At 34.7% G+C, this 19398-nt stretch carries 19 protein-coding genes and 1 pseudogene; 15 read left to right on the top strand and 5 right to left on the bottom strand.

Features of this window, described 5'->3' with window-relative positions; genetic code table 11:
* Positions 1-391 (bottom strand): annotated as a pseudogene (locus tag A6M55_RS06110) (type II restriction endonuclease); the annotation flags it as partial.
* On the bottom strand, positions 339-1382 hold the full coding sequence (dcm, locus tag A6M55_RS06105) for a DNA (cytosine-5-)-methyltransferase (protein WP_064196907.1): 1044 nt from the start codon (positions 1380-1382) through the stop codon (positions 339-341). The gene dcm and the pseudogene A6M55_RS06110, both read right to left, overlap by 53 nt.
* Positions 1383-1505: 123 nt before the next feature.
* On the opposite strand from dcm, the gene A6M55_RS06100 reads away from it, so the two are divergent.
* The 7 genes from A6M55_RS06100 to A6M55_RS06070 all read left to right on the top strand — a co-directional run bounded on the left by A6M55_RS06100 (position 1506) and on the right by A6M55_RS06070 (position 8611).
* A complete protein-coding gene (locus A6M55_RS06100; RefSeq protein ID WP_064196906.1) occupies positions 1506-2336 on the top strand; it encodes an alpha/beta hydrolase in 831 nt (276 codons plus the stop codon).
* Positions 2337-2573: 237 nt separating this feature from the next.
* Positions 2574-3731, top strand: coding sequence for a homogentisate 1,2-dioxygenase (locus tag A6M55_RS06095; protein ID WP_064196905.1), 1158 nt, complete (start codon positions 2574-2576; stop codon positions 3729-3731).
* 126 nt (positions 3732-3857) lie between these two features.
* Positions 3858-4985, top strand: coding sequence for a 4-hydroxyphenylpyruvate dioxygenase (hppD, locus tag A6M55_RS06090; protein ID WP_064196904.1), 1128 nt, complete (start codon positions 3858-3860; stop codon positions 4983-4985).
* Positions 4986-5008: 23 nt separating this feature from the next.
* A complete protein-coding gene (phhA, locus tag A6M55_RS06085) occupies positions 5009-5740 on the top strand; it encodes a phenylalanine 4-monooxygenase (protein WP_064196903.1) in 732 nt (243 codons plus the stop codon).
* 206 nt (positions 5741-5946) lie between these two features.
* Positions 5947-6384 carry a MarR family winged helix-turn-helix transcriptional regulator gene (locus A6M55_RS06080; protein WP_015030459.1) on the top strand — a complete coding sequence of 146 codons (438 nt, stop codon included), beginning with the start codon at positions 5947-5949 and terminating at the stop codon, positions 6382-6384.
* A 66-nt stretch (positions 6385-6450) separates the two neighbouring features.
* Positions 6451-7653: a fumarylacetoacetase gene (gene fahA, locus A6M55_RS06075; RefSeq protein WP_064196902.1), complete on the top strand. Its 1203-nt coding sequence runs from the start codon at positions 6451-6453 to the stop codon at positions 7651-7653.
* 76 nt (positions 7654-7729) lie between these two features.
* Positions 7730-8611, top strand: coding sequence for a flavin reductase family protein (locus A6M55_RS06070; protein ID WP_064196901.1), 882 nt, complete (start codon positions 7730-7732; stop codon positions 8609-8611).
* Positions 8612-8676: 65 nt separating this feature from the next.
* Here the strand turns inward: A6M55_RS06070 and A6M55_RS06065 are convergent, their stop codons facing one another.
* Entirely contained in the window at positions 8677-9192 is a 516-nt protein-coding gene (locus tag A6M55_RS06065) for a peptide deformylase (protein WP_064196900.1), read from the bottom strand.
* Positions 9193-9285: 93 nt separating this feature from the next.
* On the opposite strand from A6M55_RS06065, the gene A6M55_RS06060 reads away from it, so the two are divergent.
* Both A6M55_RS06060 and A6M55_RS06055 read left to right on the top strand, forming a co-directional pair.
* Positions 9286-10524 (top strand): OmpA family protein, encoded by a 1239-nt coding sequence (locus tag A6M55_RS06060; protein WP_052315401.1) that lies wholly within the window; start codon positions 9286-9288, stop codon positions 10522-10524.
* Between the two features lie 53 nt (positions 10525-10577).
* Entirely contained in the window at positions 10578-11306 is a 729-nt protein-coding gene (locus tag A6M55_RS06055) for a carbon-nitrogen hydrolase family protein (RefSeq protein WP_064196899.1), read from the top strand.
* Positions 11307-11326: 20 nt separating this feature from the next.
* Here the strand turns inward: A6M55_RS06055 and A6M55_RS06050 are convergent, their stop codons facing one another.
* Entirely contained in the window at positions 11327-12844 is a 1518-nt protein-coding gene (locus A6M55_RS06050; RefSeq protein WP_064196898.1) for a bifunctional ADP-dependent NAD(P)H-hydrate dehydratase/NAD(P)H-hydrate epimerase, read from the bottom strand.
* A gap of 79 nt (positions 12845-12923) precedes the next feature.
* Between A6M55_RS06050 and A6M55_RS06045 the strand changes: the two genes are divergently transcribed.
* From A6M55_RS06045 to A6M55_RS06035, 3 genes are all read left to right on the top strand, one after another.
* Entirely contained in the window at positions 12924-13622 is a 699-nt protein-coding gene (locus tag A6M55_RS06045) for a TIGR04283 family arsenosugar biosynthesis glycosyltransferase (RefSeq protein ID WP_064196897.1), read from the top strand.
* Positions 13623-13703: 81 nt separating this feature from the next.
* Positions 13704-14741 (top strand): VOC family protein, encoded by a 1038-nt coding sequence (locus tag A6M55_RS06040; RefSeq protein ID WP_015030451.1) that lies wholly within the window; start codon positions 13704-13706, stop codon positions 14739-14741.
* A 46-nt stretch (positions 14742-14787) separates the two neighbouring features.
* Positions 14788-15084, top strand: coding sequence for a DUF952 domain-containing protein (locus A6M55_RS06035; RefSeq protein WP_015030450.1), 297 nt, complete (start codon positions 14788-14790; stop codon positions 15082-15084).
* A 139-nt stretch (positions 15085-15223) separates the two neighbouring features.
* On the opposite strand, the gene A6M55_RS06030 is transcribed toward A6M55_RS06035, so the two are convergent.
* The gene (locus tag A6M55_RS06030; RefSeq protein WP_015030449.1) at positions 15224-16939 is read right to left on the bottom strand and encodes a GMC oxidoreductase; all 1716 of its coding nucleotides are present in this window, start codon (positions 16937-16939) and stop codon (positions 15224-15226) included.
* A 389-nt stretch (positions 16940-17328) separates the two neighbouring features.
* On the opposite strand from A6M55_RS06030, the gene rlmF reads away from it, so the two are divergent.
* The 3 genes from rlmF to A6M55_RS06015 form a co-directional block, all read left to right on the top strand.
* Entirely contained in the window at positions 17329-18273 is a 945-nt protein-coding gene (rlmF, locus tag A6M55_RS06025) for a 23S rRNA (adenine(1618)-N(6))-methyltransferase RlmF (protein ID WP_064196896.1), read from the top strand.
* 183 nt (positions 18274-18456) lie between these two features.
* Positions 18457-18909 (top strand): DinB family protein, encoded by a 453-nt coding sequence (locus A6M55_RS06020; protein WP_064196895.1) that lies wholly within the window; start codon positions 18457-18459, stop codon positions 18907-18909.
* A 322-nt stretch (positions 18910-19231) separates the two neighbouring features.
* The coding region (locus A6M55_RS06015) for a 50S ribosomal protein L19 (protein ID WP_156510991.1) at positions 19232-19398 on the top strand (167 nt) is incomplete at its 3' end.

The following is a 19398-nucleotide window of genomic DNA, read 5'->3' as shown; positions in this document are numbered from 1 at the left end:
GAGTATTAATATTTGGTTGAATTTCTCCTGTATATCGTTTTAATATAGAGACAATTATGGGAGAAATATCCCACATTTCAACATATTTATCTACCCATCTTTTATCTATCTGATTAAACCCTTTTGGATTGCTTATGAGTTTGACTTGTAGATTCTGAGCATCAATCGCTTCTTTTAGTTTTACTGTTATCTGAACTTGAACATCAGTTTTAAAACCACTTAGCTTTATCGCTTTGACAAACTCAATCTCGGATAATTGATATTCCATTTTCAAAAGCCATTTTTGAGCATCATCATCAATTTGCCAAGCATTGAATTTTTCAACAATATCATCCTCGTTAAGAAACCCATTCCTTGCTGTTTGTGAACCTTTTAATTGTTCTTTGTTCATTTTTAAGTAAAATTTTCTGAACTTCTATCATTATTCTTTGCAAAACATTAATCGATACGCTATTACCGAATTGTTTGTATGCTTGTGAAGTATTTGGGGTTATTTTAAAGTCTTCTGGAAACCCCTGCACTCTGGCACATTCTCTTGTAGTTAATCTTCTAATTTTACCATTTATAAAATATAACCCTGTTTTTGCTCCAATTCCGCCTCCGTGTGCAGAAAGTGTAATTGCATGACCACGTATGTCGTAAATACGTTCACCTTGTCCACCTTTATTTACTTTACCAATTTGCAGAGGTTTGTTGATTTTAGTTTTCCCGAAAAGTGTATCTTGAAATAAATACGTTTTGTAAAACTGAATATCATCTCGCTCAATAAATTTTACGTCAACTGGATTTGTTTCTAAAATCTCCTCTACTGAAGTAGGTTCGTTAGTAGGCTTTGGAAATGAAAAGCCATTTGAATCGATATTTGTGAGAAATGCAACAATATAAATTCTCTCTCGGTTTTGCGGCAAACCAAAATTACTTGAGTTTAATATCTTTGTAAAAACCTTATAACCAACACTTTCAAGTGTATCTATAACAACTTTTAAAGTTCGGCCTTCATCATGATTAACCAAGTTTTTAACATTTTCTAAGAAAACTACCTTCGGCTTATGAAAATTTATAATGCGAACAATATCAAAAAAAAGTGAACCTCTAATGTCCTCAAACCCCATTTGTTTACCCGAAATAGAAAATGATTGACATGGAAAGCCTGCACATAAAATATCGTGTTTAGGAATATCAATTTCATTTATTTGAGTAATATCTCCGAACGGTCTTTGGTTAAAGTTTGCTTCATAGCTATCGGCTGCGTATTTATCCCATTCTGAGGCAAAAACACATGAAGCACCAAACGATGACAAAGCAATATGAAAACCACCTATCCCTGCAAATAAGTCGATAAATTTATAATCGGACAATATTTTACTTTCAACTTTAATCATTACATCACACCTGAACTTTGCTTTTCCCCCACAAATATAAATAAACCAACCCAAGCCACAAACATACATCAACTTATGATTTGTTTTTCATATCTTTAACCATCAATCTATTCTAAAAACCTTATGAACACTACCGAATTATCTTGGAAATCCTCTGATGGACTCAATATTTATGGCAAAAAATGGGAGTCAACACTACCAACAAAAGCTGTAATTTGCATCATGCACGGTATGGGCGAACATATCAATCGCTATAACCATGTAGCTGAAATGTTTACGAGCAATGGCTACTCTGTAATTGGCTGTGACCACCGTGGTCATGGAAAATCAGAAGGGAAAAGTGGGCATTTTCCAGATTTTGACACATTTTTAAATGATGTTGATACTTTATTGAAAGTAGCATCTGAGCATTTTCCGAATACAAAACAAATTCTTTATGGTCACAGTATGGGTGGGAATTTAGTAGCTAACTACCTACTCCGTCGTCAACCTAAAATTACTGGAGCAATTCTTTCTTCTCCTTATTTTCAATTAGCGTTTCAACCTTCGAAAATTACACTCTTTATTGGACGAATGATGAAAGGAATTTTTCCATCGTTAAGTCTGAGTAGCGGTTTAGATTCTTCGGCCATCTCGAGAGATATAGAAGAAGTGAAAAAATACAATGAAGACCCTTTAGTGCACGATAAAGTTTCAGCCAAAATGGGTATTGAAATGATAGAAACCGGCCAATGGGCGATTGATAATGCTGCAAAACTGTCAGTGCCAACTTTACTTTATCATGGCACAGCCGACCGACTCACCTCTCATCATGGAAGCGAACTTTTTGCCCAAAAAGCTGGTAAGAATTTAACTTTTATTTCATTGGAAGGTCTTTATCACGAAACTCATAATGAGCCCGAAAAAGCTGAAGTTTTCAAGAAAATCATTCTTTGGCTCGATAATTTAGTTTAACTCCCTATCTATGTGGGTGTATGCGATACGCCCACTACATTTCCTTTTCATATTACTTCTCTCCGATTGACAAGTTAAAAACTTGTCCTATAATCTTACTATTCTGCTTGGTATAATTTAAACAAATAAAAAAATAGTTATATTTTAATTGTCATAACAAATATTATTTATAATTTTGTATGCACAACAATAGTTAGCAAAGCAATTAATAGAATTTTAGATAAATCATTCAAAAAAATGCCTATCTATCATAAACTTGGGAAAATTCCAGCCAAAAGGCATATTCAATTTGAAAAGCCCGATAGTAGTTTATACTACGAACAATTGTTTGGGACAATTGGCTTCGATGGAATGGCTTCATTGATGTATCACATTCATCGACCAACGCAAGTGATGCAAATCCTTGAAAGTCAGGACTTAACACCAAAATCAGCAAATACGCACAACATGATGATGCGTAAGTTTATTAGTTTTAATGTGGAACCCAAAGATGATTTTCTTGAAAGTCGTGAGCCGATGATGTTCAATAAAGATTGCATCATTGGTGTGGCTGCTCCGAAAAAGTCATTACGAGACTATTTTTATAAAAATGCCGATTCAGATGAGCTGTTGTTTATCCATAAGGGTTCTGGAACACTTCGTACTCAACTTGGGAACATTAGTTTTGAATATGGAGATTATTTGATTATTCCGAGAGGAATGATTTATCAGATTGATTTTGATACAGAAGACAATCGAATTTTTTATGTCGAATCCCATTCACCAATTTATACGCCAAAACGTTACCGAAATCATTTTGGACAACTCCTTGAAAGTTCGCCTTTTTGCGAAAGAGATTATAAACTTCCAGAAGTTTTAGAAACATTCGACCAGAAAGGTAAATTTCTAATTAAAATAAAAAAACAACATCAACTTCATCAATTAGTTTACCAATATCATCCTTTCGATGTAGTTGGTTATGACGGTTACAATTATCCTTGGGGCTTCTCAATTCATAATTTTGAGCCAATAACTGGTCGAATTCACCAACCACCGCCAGTACATCAAACTTTTCAAACTGATGCTTTTGTAGTTTGCTCATTTTGCCCGAGGCTTTACGATTATCATCCAAAAGCCATTCCAGCACCATATAATCACTCAAATATTGACTCCGATGAAGTAATTTATTATGTAGATGGAGATTTTATGAGTAGAAATGATATTGCCAAAGGCCATATTACCATTCATCCTGGCGGAATTCCGCATGGACCACATCCGGGAGCAATGGAGCGAAGCATTGGTAAAAAGGAAACGCATGAATTGGCTGTCATGGTTGATACTTTCCGCCCATTGATGATTACTGAAAATGCCATGAAATATGATGATGGCAAATATTTTCAGAGTTGGATAGATTAGTTAAAACTGAGCGATAGATACCAAAAAGACATTAAGAGCAAGTAGTTTCATTTAGTATTTCTCTATGTTCTTAATGGCTTCGTGTTAATTCAAAATTTATATCAACATTCTAAAAAAAATAATAAAATGCTACTTCAAGAAACTCAAAATATTACCGATCAAAAAAATGATTTCCTACCAATCAATGGCACAGACTACATTGAATTATATGTAGGAAACTGCAAACAAGCTGCCCATTATTACCAAACAGCATTTGGTTTTCAACCTTTAGCTTATGCAGGTTTAGAAACTGGTCTCCGTGACAGAGAAAGTTACGTTGTTCAACAAGGTAAAATTAGATTAGTATTAACTTCTCCTTTACACGGAAATACTGAAATTGGACGTCACATTGACCAACATGGCGATGGTGTAAAGGTTGTTGCCCTTTGGGTTGATGATGCCAGCGATGCTTACTACGAGACCATTTCTCGTGGAGCGAAGCCTTACTTTGAACCCGTTGTCGAAGAGGATGAAAATGGAAAAGTGGTTCGTTCAGGTATTCATACTTACGGTGATACTGTTCATATTTTTGTAGAAAGAAATGCCTATAAAGGTATCTTTTTACCAAATTTCCGACCTTGGAATCCAGTTTATCGCCCTGCTCCAGTTGGTTTGAAGTATATTGACCACATTGTTGGGAATGTAGGTTGGAATGCCATGAACGAGTGGGTAAATTTCTATTCAAACGTGATGGGTTTCAATCAGTTGGTAAGTTTTGATGATAAAGATATTTCTACCGAATATACCGCTTTGATGAGCAAGGTGATGTCGAATGGTAATGGTCGAATCAAATTTCCAATTAACGAACCAGCCGAGGGGAAAAAACGCTCACAAGTTGAAGAATACTTAGATTTTTATGAGGGTTCTGGCGTACAACATTTGGCGGTTGCTACTGATGATATTATTACAACGGTTACGCACTTGCGAAATCATGGTGTTGAATTTTTACAAGTACCAGATAGCTACTACGAAGATTTGCGAAGTAGAGTTGGAGATATTGAAGAAGAAATCGAACAACTTAAAATGCTAGGAATCTTGGTTGACCGTGATGAAGAAGGATATTTACTTCAAATTTTCACTAAACCAATCGAACCACGTCCAACAATGTTCTTTGAAATTATTCAAAGAAAAGGGGCAAAATCATTCGGAAAAGGCAATTTCAAAGCCCTTTTTGAAGCAATTGAACGTGAACAAATTTTAAGAGGAACGTTATAGAATAATTTTAAATCATTCTGAAAATGAATCAAAATTATCAAGCATACACCTCCGCCGACCAAGAAGTTTGGAAATTACTTTTCGAACGACAAATGCAGAAATTACCTGCAATTGCCAGCATTGATTACTTAGAAGGAATTGATAAGGCTGGCTTTACAGCAGAACATATTCCGAATTTTGATACAGAAATAAATCCAAAACTTCAAGCATTAACTGGATGGACAGTTGTGGCGTGTGAGGGTTTAGTACCAATTAAGGAATTTTTCGAACTTTTGGCATCGAAAAAGTTTCCAGCCTCAACATGGCTTAGAACTAAAGAGCAATTAGAATATTTAGAAGAACCTGATATGTTTCATGATACCTTCGGGCATATTCCTTTGTTGACAAATCAAGCTTTTTGCGATTTCCTCGCTGAGTTTAGTGTTATTTCTCTCAAGTATATTCATATTGAAGAAGCAATAAAATTGCTCCAAAAACTTTACTGGTTTACGGTAGAATTTGGACTGATTCGTGAAAATAACCAATTAAAAATTTATGGTGGTGGAATCATTTCTTCAAGCGGAGAAAGTGTCTATAGTTTAGTGAGTGGGGTTCCCGAAAGAGTGACCTATAATATTGAGAAGATTCTAAATACAGAGGTTAAAATTGATGCTTATCAAAAAAAATACTTTGTCATTGAATCTTACGAACAACTTTATCAATCATTAAAAAAATTTGAAGAAATTTTAGAACGTCAATTATTAGTGTATCAATAATTGAAGGATTTTTCTACTTTTGTAATTAATATTGTTTGTAGTAATTGGCAATTAGCTTTTATCTTTGGATATTCTTTGGAATTTTCGCACTTTTATCAATATTTCTTTTGCAAATTTTCATAAAAACCGAATCTCTCAATCAGATAGTTACTCTGCTAAAAGCTAACTTCCAAAACTAAAGTAGAAAAAGACTGAATTTTAAATAAATGACTCACTTAGATAAGCGTTCTTACTATTTCAAGATTGATACCACCATCAAACGAATCAGAAGTTTCATGCAAAAGGGACTTACTGACGGCGGAATTGACTTAACTGTTGACCAATGGGTGGTTATTGACCACATTAAGCCCAAAGCAGGGATTAGTCAAAATGACTTGGCAGTAGATACCGCAAAAGATGCTCCGACGATTACCAGAATCTTAGATTTATTGGTTGAAAAAGGATTAGTTAGACGCCAAATGGCCGATGATGACCGACGTAAATTTAATATTTATTTGACCGAAGAAGGTGAAAAACTGCACGAAAATGCATTAGTGGTTATTGCTGATATTCGAAGGAAATCTTGGGGTAGTTTAACCGATGAAGATTACGACCATCTGGTGAGAATTATGGACACGATTTATAAAAACGTGAGCGATAAATAATCAATAGTTTACAAAATCAGTTTACAATACTGAAGTTTGTAAACTGATTTTGTAAATAATCAAAAAATGAATACTTGGCTCGATATATCTAAAGATAGCGACTTTTCAATATTTAATCTTCCATTCGGAATTTTCAGTAAAAAAAAATCAAAACCAAGCGTAGGTTGCCGAATTGGTGAATGGGTAATTGATTTAGAACTTGCTCGAAAGTTAGGACTACTTGAAATTCCTAGAAATATTTTCAATCAAAATTCTCTTAATCCATTTATTGGGCTGGGGCGTAAACGCTGCAATGAAGTCAGATTACAAATCCAAGAATGGTTATTAGTTGAAAATTCTCCTTTAAAAAGACATTTTGATGCCCTTTTTCATAAAATTGATGAGCTAAACTTACACATGCCCGTAAAAGTTGGTGATTATACTGATTTTTATTCAAGCATTGAACACGCGACCAATGCAGGAAAAATTTTCAGACCAGATAATCCACTTTATCCAAATTGGAAACATATTCCGATTGCTTATCATGGAAGAGCCAGTTCGATTGTAGTTTCGGGTACTGATATACACAGACCGATGGGGCAATTTAAACCCGCAGATTCTGCTAGTCCAATTTATGGATATACTAAAGAATTAGATTTTGAATTAGAAATAGGTGCTATTATTGGAAGAAACAGCCAACAAGGAGAACAAATAAAAGTAGCAGACGCCGAAAATTATGTTTTTGGATTTGTACTTTTCAATGATTGGTCGGCTCGTGATATTCAACGTTGGGAAACTTTACCTTTAGGCCCATTTTTAGGTAAAAACTTTGCCTCTTCAATTTCTCCATGGGTGGTAATGATTGATGCATTAGAAGATTTTCGTGTGAATGGCCCCATTCAAGACCCTACGCCATTGCCATATCTACAAATAGATGGTGCAAGGAATTTTGATATCAAACTTGCGGTTAGATTAAACGAAAGCACCATCTGTAAGACAAATTTTAAATATATGTATTGGAATATTGCCCAGCAAGTAGCCCACCACACGGTGAATGGATGCAACTTAAAAATTGGCGATATTTTAGCATCTGGAACTATCAGTGGTTCTGAAGCAAATTCTTATGGCTCATTACTTGAGCTAACTTGGGCAGGTAAAAACACAATTAGTTTAAACGATGGACAAACCCGAACATATCTCGAAAATGGAGATAGAGTTTCGATGCACGGTTTTTGCGAAAAAGATGGAAAACGTGTTGGGTTTGGAGAAGTATTTGGTAAAATAGTTTAAATATAGTTTACATCCCCTGCCTGCTTCAAAGGGGAAATTATTACATAGGGCAGAGGGTTATTTTTCAACAAAAAACATGCTAACGTTAAATCCAAAAGAATTAGATCCAAGAGTTTTTTATAGCTACATGACGGGTGCAGTAGCCCCAAGACCCATTGCTTTTGCGAGTACAATTGATAAAGAAGGTAATGTAAATCTGAGTCCATTTAGTTTTTTTAATATTATGGGCATAAATCCCCCAATTTTGGTTTTTGCCCCTAATAATCGAGGACGTGATGGCTCTAAAAAAGATACAATACTAAATCTTGAAGAAATTCCTGAAGTAGTCATCAATATTGTTGATTACAATATGGTACAGCAAATGTCACTCTCAAGTGTAGAATATCCAAAGGGTACAAACGAATTTATAAAAGCAGGATTTACGGAGGAAAAATCTATTTTAGTTCAACCGCCAAGAGTAAAAGAATCAAAAGCACAATTTGAATGTAAAGTACTGGAAATCAAACAAATTGGCACCATGAACATGGTTATTTGTGAGGTAATTATGGCTCATTTTTCTGAACTAATACTAAATGAACACAACAAAATAGACCAAACAAAAACCGATTGGGTAGTACGCATGGGAGGAGATTGGTACGTGCGTGCGAATAATGATTCGATGTTTGAAGTAGAAAAACCAAACACCAAAATTGGCATTGGTTATGACGCCATTCCTGAAAGTATCAGATTATCTAAAATACTTACAGGTAATCATTTAGGGCAATTAGGAAATATTGAAGAATTACCAAGCCAAGAAGAAGTTTTAGCTTACAAGGAATCTTCAGTCATGCAAAATATTATTGAGCAAGTAATGTACGGCTGTGCATTTCTTGATAATTTATTACATGCCGAAGCAGCCAAATTATTGGAACAAAATAAAGTCAAAGAAGCATGGTTGGTACTATTACAATCGTTTTGACAACCCCACATTCGCACACACCTACGCACAAGGGGGATTTTTTCATCATTTTTTAATCTAAATTTTCAATTAGAATCAGGCGTTGGTCTCCATTTAAAAGATTGATTATCAATGGCTCGCATGGTACAAAGAATACCTTCAAGATGGTCAAATTCATGTTGTAAAAGTTCAGAAATTGCCCCTTCCACTTTCCAAACTTTGGGTTGCCAATTTTCGTCTAAATACTTAATAGTCAATGATTGATGGCGTTTAACTTTGACCAACAAATTTGGGAAAGACATACAATCATCCCAAAGTTCAAATAGCTCTTCACTCAAATTCTCAAATACTGGATTAATAATAATGTATGGAATACTTCCTGAAGGTGTATTCAAATTCAAATAAATTAATCGCTTCATAATACCCAACTGCGGAGCAGCAATTCCACGACCAAATTTGTATTTGGCTCTGATTTTTTCCATAACATTGTGTAAATCAGCCACCCATTCTTTAACCATTGGCAATTCATTTTCTTGAACAGGCTCGCAAACCTCATATAAACGAGGGTCTCCCAATTGTAGTAAATCGTTAAGGGTTTTCATTGAATTTTATTTAACAAAAATTAACAACCACAAATAAACTAAAAAATACCTACAATCGTTTTTTTGGTGGAGTAAAATTGAACATTCAACACGATGAAAAAATTATTATCAACACTTTTTATTTTATCTTTTCTCAATAGTTTTGGTCAAATAATCACAAAAATGCCCGAGATTGATGACCAAACCAGCTACGAAACCGATATAACAAAAGTTGAAATTCGTGGCAATAATACCATTGTCTATTTCTCCTATCAGATTACCCAAGCAAGCGGAAATAACTATCAATTTCAATTCCCTTATCAAAACCAACCAAGAAGAAATAGTGGTTATACCATTTCTTTTAATCCTAAAAGCTATATTAACGGAAATGGAAAACGATTCAAATATGTTAAATGTACTGGGATTCCCGAATTACCAGAAGAAAAAGAAGTTGTTCCAGGAGAGAAATATAGATTTATAGTGTATTTTGAAAAACTCGACCCCGGTATTGAAACCTTTAATTTGATAGAAGGTAAAAATCGTCCAGAGGATAGTCATAAATATTGGAATTTCTATGGGGTTCATATCAATAACCCATTGGTGCAAGTTCCACCAACTGATACAAAAAAATCAGCACCTAGAGAAGATGAAGAGGTCATGCTTACAATCAAAGGTAAACTAATCGACTCTAAAACCAATAAACCGATTGTTGGAAAAGTTTTGTACCGTTATGACTTTGATGCACAAAAATCTGATTCAGTAAAAACCACTCCGACAGGAGAATTTACCTTTAAAATTAAACCTGAAGCCTATACTTTTATTGCTTCGGCCAAAGGCTATGAAAATACGCAAGAGAGCATGGATTTATCGAAACTAGATAAAAGTCAACTGTTTAATCAGAGCTTTTATCTAAATCCAATTGAGAAAGAAATCAAGAAACCCGAAACAGTCAAAGAAACGCCAAAAGTAGTTGAGAGTAAAAAGGAAGAAAATAAACCAATAATGATTGAGGAAAATAAGTTTAGGCTTGATAAAGTATATTTCGAAATTGGAGAATCAAAACTTTTACCTAATTCGTACGAACAACTGAATGGTTTATTAAAAATGCTCAAAGATGACCCTAAAATGAATATCATTGTTGAAGGTCATACCGATAATGTGGGCGAAGCAAGCCAAAATAAGCGATTATCACTAGAAAGAGCCTACAATGTTAGAGAATACCTAATCAGCAAAGGAATTCCCGGATATAGAATTCAATTCAAAGGTTATGGCGATACAAAGCCAATTGCTGATAATAACACAGAGGAAGGTCGCAAACAAAATAGAAGAGTAGAGTTTTTAATTATTGAGTAAAAATTTAGTAAAAAGGGGATTTTTCGCTAATATCGAACAAAATCCCCTTTTTTATGAAAATATGTCTTGCACAAATTCAATCTTATAGAGGTGAAATTGAAAAAAATATACAGAAACACGTAAATTGTATTGAAAAAACCATTGAAATGAAGGCTGATTTTATCTTCTTCCCAGAATTATCAATCAGCTCTTATGAACCAACACTTGCTAGAACTTTAGCCACAACTCCAACCGATAAACGATTTGACATATTTCAAATGCTGAGCAACCAATCAAATATTACCATTTGTATTGGTGCACCACTTTTACAAGCTCTGGGAGTAAGTATTAGCATGCTTATTTTTCAAAAAAATCTTCCCTTAAAAGTATATTCAAAACAGATTCTTCATGCCGATGAGCTACCCTATTTTGTAACATGTAATGATGAAGTTTTAATTTCGCAGGAAAATAATTTGATTGCTCCAGCGATTTGTTTTGAATCGTTATTAGAAAAACACGCCGAAAAAGCGGCCAAAGCTAAAGCTAATTTATATATAGCTAGTGTTGCAAAATCTACCAAAGGTTTGGAAAAAGCTTATAATCACTACCCAAAAATTGCTCAATGTTTTAATTTTACTGTTTTAATGTGCAATTCGGTAGGCCCCGCAGAAGATTTTGTTGCCAAAGGTCAATCGGCTGTTTGGCTTTCAAATGGTGAGGTTTTAGGAAAGTTAGATTCCAATTCAGAGGGTTTGTTATTTTTTGATTCAGAAGACCAAACAACAAGTTCTTTTTACTTTTGAAACAACAACTAAATATTCTTTTAAAAGCGTATATTCTCAATAATATCGCTTGCAATCATACTGGTCATTCCAAATTTTTCAGCTGCTATATCTCCGGCTTTGCCGTGCATATAAACACCCAAAATTGCTGCTTCATCAGGAGAATAACCTTGTGCCAAAAGAGCTGTAATAATACCTGTTAGTACATCACCACTGCCAGCAGTAGCCATACCAGCATTCCCCGATGAATTAAAATGAATCGTTCCGTTAGGTAAAGCTATGGCCGTATTTGCCCCTTTCAAGCAAACAATGAGTTTATTTTGAATAGCTAACTTTCGCAATAGCTCTAACTTTTCATAGTCATTATTCCATGATTGATTAACTAAATTTCTAAATTCTTTGGGGTGTGGAGTAAGAATACTATTTTCTGGAATTTCGTTTGTAAAATCATCACCAAACTGAGAAGCGAAAATATTAAGTGCATCGGCGTCTAAGACCATGGGGATTACCAACTCTTTACATAGCCTACATAGTTTTATCAAGGAAATCCCTGTTTCTTCGTGAACACCAATTCCCGGCCCTACACCCACTGCTTGAAAACGGCTGTTCAAATCTTCAATTTTAAAGTCAGTCGTCAGAAATTTATCATTGTTTAAAACTTCCCAATACATCGCCTCGGGTAAAACTGTTTGCAAAATGGGCAAACCAGAACTTATCGAATGTACCGTCAACTTTCCAACGCCTGAACGCATACAAGCACGTGCACTAAGAATGGCCGCTCCCATCATACCATAGCTTCCAGCAATCAACAAAGCGTGTCCATAAGTACCTTTATGAGAAAATTTTGCTCTTGGCTTAATTAGTTTTTCAACTTCTTGTGGTGTTGAATAGAAAAAAACAACCTCAGCCTTATTGATAAATGCTTGGTACAAGCCAATATCAACGATGTGCCAATTACCCACAAATTCAGCATTTTGTGGTAACATAAAAGCTAATTTGGGTACTTGAAACGATACAGTATGGAACGCTTTGATAATGGTATCTGATTGATTATTAGGCTTATCCGCTAAAAGACCTGATGGAATATCTACCGAAATAATCATTGCCTCGCTCTTATTTATTTGTTCAACTACCGTTTTAAGTAAACCTTCGATTGACCTTGAAATTCCCGACCCTAAAAGGGCATCAATGATAATATCACCGCTATTTAAACTTAACGTAAACTGCTCATCATCAATAACATTCACTTCAATTTGAGTTTTTAATCTATTGAAATTTATATTAAAATTGTCCGATTCTTTAGAAGAATACTTTACCACATATACTTCAACATCATAACCTAAAGGGTGTAACATTCTAGAAATGGCAAGGCCATCACCACCATTATCACCAAGACCACAAAATACTTTTACTTTGTAATCTCCTGTTTCAAAGCTCTTACAAAACCAATTGACAAATGCTCTGGAAGCTCGTTCCATTAAATCTATAGAGGCAATAGGCTCGTGCTCAATAGTAAAACAATCGGCTTCTCTAATCTGATGTAACGACAATATTTTCATTTATGATTCCACAAAAAAACTATTCTAAACTTTTTATCGTAAATTAACAAAAAACTGTAAAAATTTATCTGTTAATCCATTGAAAATAAGTGTAATCATACCAACTTATAATGAAGCCGAAAATATTGGTGCATTGATAGAAAGAATTCATCAATATGGTGGTGTTCATCTACAAGAAATAATCGTTTCTGATTCTCCAAACTCGGTTGACCAAACTATACAGATTGCTCAGAAATTGGGAGCAAAAACAATTAAGTCTTCAAGAAAAGGTAGAGGAATACAAATGAATGCCGCAGCTAAAATTGCTCAAGGCGAAATACTCTATTTTGTACACGCTGACACGATAATTCATCAAGATTTTGCCAATGATATTATTAAAGCTTTGGAAAACGGAATTGACTTTGGTTGTTATAGATACCAATTCAATTCTTCAAATTGGTTATTAAAAATTAATGCATTTTGCACGAGATTTCCATTTATTTGGTGTAGAGGTGGCGACCAAACCCTTTTTATTAGAAAATCTGACTTTGATAAAATGAGTGGTTTTTGTGAAAATCATCAAATTATGGAAGATTATGAGTTTATCTTGAGAGCTAAAAAAGAGCTAAAATTCGGTATTATTCCAAAAAATGTCATTGTTTCTGCCCGAAAATACGAAACAAATTCCTATCTTCGAGTTCAGAAAGCAAATTTTAAGGTAATGAGGATGTTTTTAAGTGGACGTGCCTCGCAACAAGAAATGGTGGAAACTTACCGCCAAATGTTAGATTACCGTTAAATTTTTTTGACACATGAGGGTAATTTACTCTTTGACTGTCATCATTGAAAGAGTAATACCTAAACCTATTAGTTTTTTTATATGTCAGAATTAATTAGTGGAATTCAGCAAGTTGGAATCGGAGTAAGAAATGCCCAAGAAGCGTTTGCATGGTACAATAGAACTTTAGGATTGAATGTCCCGCTTTTTGATGATGTAGCAGAAGCTACACTCATGACCCGTCATACCAATGGTGTCGTTCGTCAAAGAAGAGCCATTTTGGCCCTTAATATGGCTGGTGGTGGTGGTGCCGAAATTTGGCAATCGAATCGGCCAGAACCTCTTGCTCCTAATTTCGAACCTCAAATTGGCGATTTAGGCATTTTTGCCGTAAAAATAAAGTCAACTGATGTTAACCAATTCGCCCAAAAGCAAGGCCTTTCTACAAACCAGTCTCCCGAAAACAAAGCTGTTTCATGGCTTAAAGATAGCTATGGCAACCAGTTACAGATTGTAAATGATGATTCTTGGTTCAAAGCTAATATCAGTCTTACTGGTGGCGTTGTAGGCGTTGTAATTGGTGTCAGTGATATTGATAAAGCCCTAAAATTATACAAAGATGTACTTCAAATAAACGAGTTAGTTTATGATAAAACTGGCACTTTTGAAGACTTTAGTTCTTTGGATGCTCAGAACAAGCAATTTCGTAGAGTTTTACTTCGAAAATCAATGAGCAATAATGGAGCGTTTAGTAGATTATTGGGGAATGTGGAAGTTGAATTAGTACAATCATTGGACAGAACTCCTAAAACAATATTTGAAGGTAGAAGTTGGGGAGACCTCGGCTTTATTCACGTGTGTTTTGATACACTTGATATGGATGCCCTGAAAAAACGTTGTGCTGAAAATGGTTTTCCATTTACAGTTGATAGTGCCGACACCTTTGCTATGGGCAAAGCAGGTGGTAGATTTACTTACTTAGAAGACCCCGATGGGACATTAATTGAGTTTGTAGAAACACACAAAGTACCAATTTTAAAGAAAATCGGTTGGTATCTTGATTTGAAGAAAAGAAAAACACAAAAACCTCTACCCAATTGGATGGTTTCAACAATGGGCTGGGGAAAAGTAAAAGCATAATGAAAACGCCCAAATGGGCGTTTTTTTATAGTCAAATTTTTAAGAAATGGCAATAATATATCACATTACCCCACAATCATGGTTCGATAAATTTGAAGGTTTAGACTATTACGAAAGTCCAACTTTCAATGAAGAAACATTTATCCACTTAAGTACTAGCACCCAAGTAGCGGGTGTTTTAGAAAGGTATTATGTTGGTCAAACCAATTTAATAAAACTACATGTTGATACAGAAAAGCTCACTGCTGAGTTAAAATATGAATTAGCCACAAATAATGAATATTTCCCGCATTTATACGGTAGATTAAATAAAAATGCTGTTTTGGAGGTGGAGAAGATTTGAAAGCTAAGGTAAAAGTGTAGGCTCTAATTACCCACTCGAAAAGTATAAATAATTTGGATACTTAATATAAAAGTATCCAAATTATCTTTTCAAAACTAAATCTTACTCCTCTGTAAATTTGCTGTATTTCATCATAAAACTATAAATTCATTTTCTTCAACTCTTCAACGGCATAATTCGCTGCTCTTGCAGAAAGTGCCATGTAGGTCAATGATGGATTTTGACAAGGCGAAGAGGTCATAACTGCTCCATCAGTACAAAAAACATTCTTTACTGCATGATGTTGATTAAATTTGTTGAAGACAGACGTTTTGGGGTCATTGCCCATACGAGCTGTACCCATTTCATGAATACTTAAGCCAATCGTTGCTTTTGAATCAAAACCCTCAATATTTTTAAATCCGGCAGCTTCCATCATTGCAATGGCCTGTTGCTGGGCATCACTTCTCATGGCAATTTCATTTTCTCGATGTTGTGCGTCAAATTTCAAAACAGGTTGCCCCCATTTATCTTTTTGCTCATCGGTCAACGAAACCTTATTTTCAAAATAAGGCAAACATTCCCCAAAAGCATCTAAAATCATTTTCCAGTTACCAAACTCAGTATTTTTTTCTTTAAAATTTTGTCCAAAACCTTCCATCTCCGCATTACTTCCCCAACCATCTCTCCATGTATAAACTTCAAAACCATATCCACGCTTAAAACTTTGTTTATCGCCATTAATATTCCTAAATCTTGGCACATAAAGTCCTGCTGGATGCCTTCCGAAATAAACTTTATCTAAATCTCCATCATATTCTCCGTTCGCACCAACATGAAAATGATGGTCCATTAAATTGTGCCCTAACTGACCACTATCATCCATACCATTTGGAAAACGGTTGGACTTTGAATTCATTAAAATATAAGTAGAGCCCAAGGCTGAAGCATTCAAGAAAATCACTTTTGCGTTAAACTCCAACCATTCATTAGTTTGTTCATCAATGACTCTTACTCCTGATGCTTTACCCGTTTTCTCATCATAGATAATTGAATTTACAATCGAATGCGGTCTAATAGTCAAATTACCTGTTTTACGTGCGGCTGGAATTGTTGCCGATTGACTACTAAAGTACGCACCAAACGGACAACCACGCATACACATATTGCGATACTGACACTTTGCACGCCCCAAACTTAATTGTTCTTCAGTTGGCTCTGTTAAATGAGCGGCTCTTGCCGAAATTACTTTTCTATCAGAAAACTTACCATTAATTGTACTTCTAAAATGGCTTTCTATACAATTATCAGGCATAGCTGGTTGAAAAACACCATCAGGTAATTGTGGAAGACCATCTCTGTTGCCAGCTATACCAGCAAAACGCTCAACGTGGTCATACCAAGGAGCGATATCCTTATATCTTATGGGCCAATCAACAGCAATTCCTTCCTTTGCATTAGCCTCAAAATCAATGTCCGAAAACCTAAACGAATATCTACCCCACATCAACGAACGCCCCCCAACATGATACCCACGAATCCAATCAAAAGGTTTCTCTTCGATATAAGGGTTCTCTAAATCATTAACAAAATGATGAGCGGTTGCTTCAGTAATAGCAAAACCTGTTCGATTTTGAATTGGATATTTTTTTAAATCTTCATCAGACATTTTAAGATTATGGTGTGGAAATTCCCATGGAGCTTTCATCGCCGTATGGTAATCTTTCACGTGTTCAATCATTCTACCACGTTCAAGCATCAATACTTTAAGACCTTTTTCTGTAAGTTCTTTGGCAGACCATCCTCCTGAAATTCCAGAGCCCACCACAATGGCATCATAGGTAAGTTGTTCTTTGGCTTTTCCTTGAATATTCATTTTGTCGTTTTTGTTTGTTGTATCTCTAATTTGAGTCAGATATTTTGGTGAATATAAATAAATTCAAGTAAAAACCCCTAATGATTATCGTAATTTAACTCTACTTCTATTCCTATTTTATAGACTAACTTTGCATTATCAATAATGAGCCATGAAAGTTTGTTGAATCCACACAACTTACTATACTCTTATCAAAACTATTACAAAATTATAAAAAGCTATAGAAGCATTATTTTGGATTAAATCTTGGGAATTAGGCTGATTCTACGCCTATTTTAAACGCAAAGACTTAGGGTTAAATAAATAACGTATAGCACACCTCTTCGTTTAGAGCGTGTGCTTTTTTTTGTTTATGAATATTCAGATGTATTTTTGCAAAAAAAGAAAACATGCACAAAAAAGGGAGTACAAAGTCAGAAAAAAAAGAAATTTCCAATGAAAAATTGGAATTACATCCACGTAATCCCCACCGATTTAGATATGATTTCAGAGAACTAACCAATCTCAATGAAGCATTAAAACCTTTTGTTTTTGTGAACAAATTTGGTGCAGAAAGTATTGACTTTTCAGATCAAGATGCAGTAAAAGCACTTAATCAGGCTATTTTAAAACAATTTTATAATATTCCCAACTGGGATATTCCACAAAACTACCTTTGTCCACCCATTCCAGGACGGGCAGATTATATTCATTATTTGGCCGATTTATTGGCTGATAACAATAAAAACACAATTCCAACTGGTAAAAGAAATAAAGTCTTAGACATTGGTGTAGGGGCTAATTGTATTTATCCAATTATCGGTTCGCAAGCCTACGGTTGGGATTTTGTTGGTGCAGATATTGACCCAGTTGCCATCAAATCGGCTCAAAATATCGTAAAAAGTAATAATGTCTTGGCCAATAAAATTGAATTTAGATTACAACCTTCAAGCAATCATATATTTAAGGGTATTATTAATCCAAACGAATCTTTTGATGCTTCTATCTGTAATCCGCCATTCCATGCTTCATCAACAGCTGCTGCTGAGGGAAACGAAAGAAAAAATAGAAACTTAGGGTTGAAAAATACAAATAAACTTAATTTCGGCGGACAAAATGCCGAACTTTGGTGCGAAGGTGGTGAAGAAGCATTCGTTAGAAATATGATTTTTGAAAGCAAAGAAATTAGTCAACAAATTACATGGTTTACTAGTTTAATTTCAAAAAAAGAACATTTACTAAGCATTTACTATTACCTAAAGCAAGTAAATGCCCTTCAAGTTAAAACCTTCAATATGGCACAGGGTCAAAAAATCAGTCGAATTGTAGCGTGGACTTTCAAAACAATTAGTTAAAACTGATGGAAATCTATGCTTGCTCTACCAAGAGAAATTATCGATTTCTCTTTTTTTAAAGAAAATATTATCGCAATATTGCAATATAAAAATATATGGGATTGAGTAAATGTATCAAACGGCTAGAGATTTCTTAACCGAAATGCTTTATGCCTTTTCGTTAGTCAAATAACCTTACCAGCAATGAAAAGTAAAACTACGATTCTACTCGAATTATGGGTTGAAGCCCGTACTCGATTCTCTAATCAACTGCAAAATCTACATGAGGACGATTTAAAAAAAAAGCTAAGTCCTTCGCCTAATAGCATTGGTTTTCTGATTAGGCACATTGGTGATGTTGAGTTACTATTTGCAAAAAATGTCTTTGGCGACAGCACCGTAAAAGTTTCAGCAAAGACTGTAATTGACAAAAAAGATACGGGCGAATGGACTAATGTGGCGGAATTAGTAGCTTATGTCAATCAATCATTTACTATTCTAAAAAGTATCGTTGAAAAACAAAGCGACGAAGACTGGGAGAAAACCATTTCAACCCAAGAATTTGGTACAAAAACCAAAGCAGAGGCATTTGGTAGAATCATTTCACATACAACCTATCATGCTGGACAAATCGCAATCATAAAAAAATACGCATAATATATTCGGTCCTTTCATCGAAATACTTCAACGAAGCTCATTTTATTTGATTATTTGACTTTGCGGTAAAAGAAGAGGGTTTATTTGTAAGTAATTCATCCCGAAAAAAAAATAATTTTTTAAATAAAACTTTACAAATAATATTTTTTTTTATACTTTAGTCCAAGCAAATACAACAAACGAAAATTTCATTCGTTGTTTGTGGGATTTACAGCAAAGATTAATTAACTTTGCAGTCCGATTAGGCGAATGCTGGGCTTTGTACGGTTCAGCCGCTTCACTAAGCGTGTAAATATTTGATAATCAAGTAAATAACAAAACAATGGATTTGATTAAGTTAGTCGAGGCAGAATTTGCTAGCAAGAGACAAACACAACCTGATTTTAAGGCTGGTGACACAGTTAACGTTCACGTTAAAATTGTAGAAGGAAACAAAGAGCGTATTCAGGTTTATACTGGTACTGTAATTCAACGTCGTAACGTTGGTAC

This window comes from Emticicia sp. MM (genome assembly GCF_001649495.1).
The sequence above is the reverse complement of the archived record's forward strand: the minus strand, read 5'-3'. Positions and strand labels throughout refer to the sequence as shown.

Excerpts from the sequence above, each read along its gene's own strand:
- A6M55_RS06035 (WP_015030450.1), top strand. The coding sequence starts at position 14,788 with ATGGCAATAATATATCACATTACCCCACAATCATGGTTCGATAAATTT.
- A6M55_RS06050 (WP_064196898.1), bottom strand. The coding sequence starts at position 12,844 with ATGAAAATATTGTCGTTACATCAGATTAGAGAAGCCGATTGTTTTACT.
- A6M55_RS06020 (WP_064196895.1), top strand. The coding sequence starts at position 18,457 with ATGAAAAGTAAAACTACGATTCTACTCGAATTATGGGTTGAAGCCCGT.
- A6M55_RS06030 (WP_015030449.1), bottom strand. The coding sequence starts at position 16,939 with ATGAATATTCAAGGAAAAGCCAAAGAACAACTTACCTATGATGCCATT.
- rlmF (WP_064196896.1), top strand. The coding sequence starts at position 17,329 with ATGCACAAAAAAGGGAGTACAAAGTCAGAAAAAAAAGAAATTTCCAAT.
- A6M55_RS06080 (WP_015030459.1), top strand. The coding sequence starts at position 5,947 with ATGACTCACTTAGATAAGCGTTCTTACTATTTCAAGATTGATACCACC.
- A6M55_RS06095 (WP_064196905.1), top strand. The coding sequence starts at position 2,574 with ATGCCTATCTATCATAAACTTGGGAAAATTCCAGCCAAAAGGCATATT.
- dcm (WP_064196907.1), bottom strand. The coding sequence starts at position 1,382 with ATGATTAAAGTTGAAAGTAAAATATTGTCCGATTATAAATTTATCGAC.
- A6M55_RS06070 (WP_064196901.1), top strand. The coding sequence starts at position 7,730 with ATGCTAACGTTAAATCCAAAAGAATTAGATCCAAGAGTTTTTTATAGC.
- phhA (WP_064196903.1), top strand. The coding sequence starts at position 5,009 with ATGAATCAAAATTATCAAGCATACACCTCCGCCGACCAAGAAGTTTGG.
- A6M55_RS06100 (WP_064196906.1), top strand. The coding sequence starts at position 1,506 with ATGAACACTACCGAATTATCTTGGAAATCCTCTGATGGACTCAATATT.
- A6M55_RS06065 (WP_064196900.1), bottom strand. The coding sequence starts at position 9,192 with ATGAAAACCCTTAACGATTTACTACAATTGGGAGACCCTCGTTTATAT.
- hppD (WP_064196904.1), top strand. The coding sequence starts at position 3,858 with ATGCTACTTCAAGAAACTCAAAATATTACCGATCAAAAAAATGATTTC.
- A6M55_RS06040 (WP_015030451.1), top strand. The coding sequence starts at position 13,704 with ATGTCAGAATTAATTAGTGGAATTCAGCAAGTTGGAATCGGAGTAAGA.
- fahA (WP_064196902.1), top strand. The coding sequence starts at position 6,451 with ATGAATACTTGGCTCGATATATCTAAAGATAGCGACTTTTCAATATTT.
- A6M55_RS06060 (WP_052315401.1), top strand. The coding sequence starts at position 9,286 with ATGAAAAAATTATTATCAACACTTTTTATTTTATCTTTTCTCAATAGT.
- A6M55_RS06055 (WP_064196899.1), top strand. The coding sequence starts at position 10,578 with ATGAAAATATGTCTTGCACAAATTCAATCTTATAGAGGTGAAATTGAA.